The 2,741-nt window shown below is 38.5% G+C and carries 2 protein-coding genes; both read left to right on the forward strand.

Annotated elements, in window-relative coordinates; translation table 11 throughout:
• Window positions 1–986 precede the first annotated feature (986 nt).
• Window positions 987–1,550: a Crp/Fnr family transcriptional regulator gene (locus GL182_RS23990; protein WP_163382591.1), complete on the forward strand. Its 564-nt coding sequence runs from the start codon at window positions 987–989 to the stop codon at window positions 1,548–1,550.
• Window positions 1,551–1,595: 45 nt separating this feature from the next.
• Window positions 1,596–2,636 carry an N-acyl homoserine lactonase family protein gene (locus tag GL182_RS23995; RefSeq protein ID WP_163382593.1) on the forward strand — a complete coding sequence of 347 codons (1,041 nt, stop codon included), beginning with the start codon at window positions 1,596–1,598 and terminating at the stop codon, window positions 2,634–2,636.
• Window positions 2,637–2,741 lie beyond the last annotated feature (105 nt).

Raw genomic sequence — 2,741 nt, forward strand, 5'->3', positions numbered from 1 at the left:
GGAGCGCCTCACACACCACCGAGCGTACGGATCTCGTAGCTCCCCTGCATCCCGGCCCTTCGCTAAAATCTTTTACAAAAAGATTTCTTAACGCTCAGTACCAGTTCACTGGATTATATTTGAGGTAATAGGAAAGCATGGATTCGTATCCCTTTCTTCTAAGGCGTGACAAAGTGATAGTCGTGATCAGAATCGGACTCTGAGCTACTGCCCATCCTCCTTTTCTGGTTGCAGCCCGCTGCCTGGCCCCTCGCTAAAAATGTCCAAAGGGACTTTTTCTTAACGCTCGGCCCTGCTTAAGATGAGGCTGCCCCAATACGGTGCTCCCCATCAAATTTGGACATAATCCAATGTTCAGTCCTTCGCTACCCAGTGAGACCTCTGTAGCTCTTACAGCTCGTTCCCGGTAACTACTATGACCTCGGCTGACTTCTCTTGGATGTTCCCGACATCCAGAGATCTCCCTCGGTAAGGTGAATATCCTTGTGCCTATTCCTGCCATATCTACCAGTTCGGTGCTTCCCTCCTTTCGGAAGGTTGGGACTTCGGAGTGATGTGCCACCTCATCCGACCTCTTGGCCTCAGTATATGGTTTCTGTTCGTCAGTACAGACAGACACCGCAGTCTGGCTTATAGGATATCCTGAGTCTTCAGGGCTTCACTGCATGCCTCACGGCAAACCAGCTTGCCACTTGCTTGGCTTCGGGACAGCCTGCCCTGACCCAGTCAGGGTTACCCCCGCGCTTAAGGGATACCGAAAGATCGGCACAGGCTTTTCACCCGTTGGAACGGTCAGCTTTTTGACCTATATTCACCATTCAAGGCACACACAAAGTATATAAAAAATAGCAGTCAAGAGCTAAATCTAGTGTTTGGTTCTTTTCTGCTATCTTTGTTTTTGACTAAAAAAAACAAGCGCAAATTTGCTGCTTTTCATATACAAGACCGTTAGGTTTCATTTACCTAATTCTGAAATCATTCAATAAATGGAAAAATTTATTTCATATCTAAAAGGTATATCTGCACTTGGGGAAGAAAGTTCTTTGGAATTCGTTTCAATGTGCAAAAATTTCAATTTCCCGAAAGGGCACTTTTTAGTTAAAGCTGGACAAGTATCTCAATACCTCTATTTTGTAAAAACAGGGATTGGAAAAGTATACTACTTAAAAGACGGAAAAGAGCTTATTGACTGGATTAGTGATGAAGGTAATTTGTTGACCTCGGTAACAAGCTTTCTAACACATCAGCCTAGTAAACATTTTGTTCAGCTTATGGAGGACTCAGAATTGATTGGAATTTCCTATTCTGATTTGGAAAAACTATTCGCAAAATACCATGATATGGAAAGACTTGGAAGACAATTATCTATTATGGCATTGGTTCAACTGCAGGATCGCATAAACTCAATGCAATTTGAGAGTGCCAGAGAGAGATATGATAAGTTTTTAGTTCAATTTCCTAACTGTATAAACAGGATTTCTTTAGGAGATTTGGCATCCTACTTAGGTATGACACAGGTAACTTTAAGTCGAGTAAGAGGGCAAAATTGATTTTTTAACATTGGTAAAAAGATTTGCGATTTAATCCACTCAACTTTGTACAAAATAAAAACAATAATTATGCAAAGAAGAGGCATTAACAAATCAACTGGAAGTACTGCTTTACTAGGTATGATACCAATCAGTCACTTTTCTCAAACAAATAAAGACTTGACCCATTTATTTCAAGCCAATTCAAAAGATACAAAGTTAAATGAAAGTATACACCTGTTAAAAACACAAACCACTACGGTAAAATGCAATGGCAAAGAAGTAAAAATTCATGCTATACAAACTGGTTCAGTTGCTGTAAAACAGGCACACAGATCGAATCGAACTGCCCATTTTTTGACGCCGATTAAAATTTCATTAGACAAGAATTTTACGGAGTTTATGCCTATTTGGACATGGGCAATAGAGCATCCAGAAGGAATAATTGTTATTGATACTGGAGAAAATGCTGATGTAATGAATCCAGATTATTTAATTCCTGCCGGAAAACTTGTTATGAAATATAGCAAGCGAAATTTCATGTTTGAGGTTTCAAAAGAAAATGAAATTGGATTTCAACTTCGTAAACTTGGAATAGCGAATGATAGTATAAAAAATGTGGTACTAACGCATTTACATATTGACCATACAGACGGAATTAAAGATTTTAAGAACGTTGAAATAATTATAAATGAACAGGAATATATGCATCCTTCAGGTCATTTCCCTGAACTTATTCCAAAGTGGTTCAAACCCAAAACAGTCAAATATCAAAAGGACAATCTGGAAATCTTTGAAGAAGCTTATCCATTGACAAAATCTGAGGACTTATTACTAATTCCTACAAATGGACATACTAAGAATCATTCATCGGTCTTATTCAAAACAGATGAATGTGATATTTTATTCGCAGGAGATGTATGTTATAATCAACGGCAATTATTAGAAAACGACTTGCCTGGAATCAATGTAAATTACAAAGAATCAAAAAAAACATTTGAGAAAATTAAAACCTATGCTAAAAATAATAACTTAGTTTTTTTACCTTCTCACGATTCAGACTCTGGAATAAGGTTGATGAATAAAATAAAACTAGAACAGAAATAACGAAACCTAGTCGAGTAGGTAAAGGGGAATCCCACCCCTAAACCTCTCACAGAACCGTACGTGAACCTCTCAATTCATACGGCTCTTATTATGCAGTCGGTTATT

The organism is Cyclobacterium sp. SYSU L10401, from assembly GCF_010993705.1.
GTDB lineage: Bacteria > Bacteroidota > Bacteroidia > Cytophagales > Cyclobacteriaceae > Cyclobacterium.

Coding starts and splice junctions, on each gene's coding strand:
- GL182_RS23990 (WP_163382591.1), top strand. CDS start 987: ATGGAAAAATTTATTTCATATCTAAAAGGTATATCTGCACTTGGGGAA.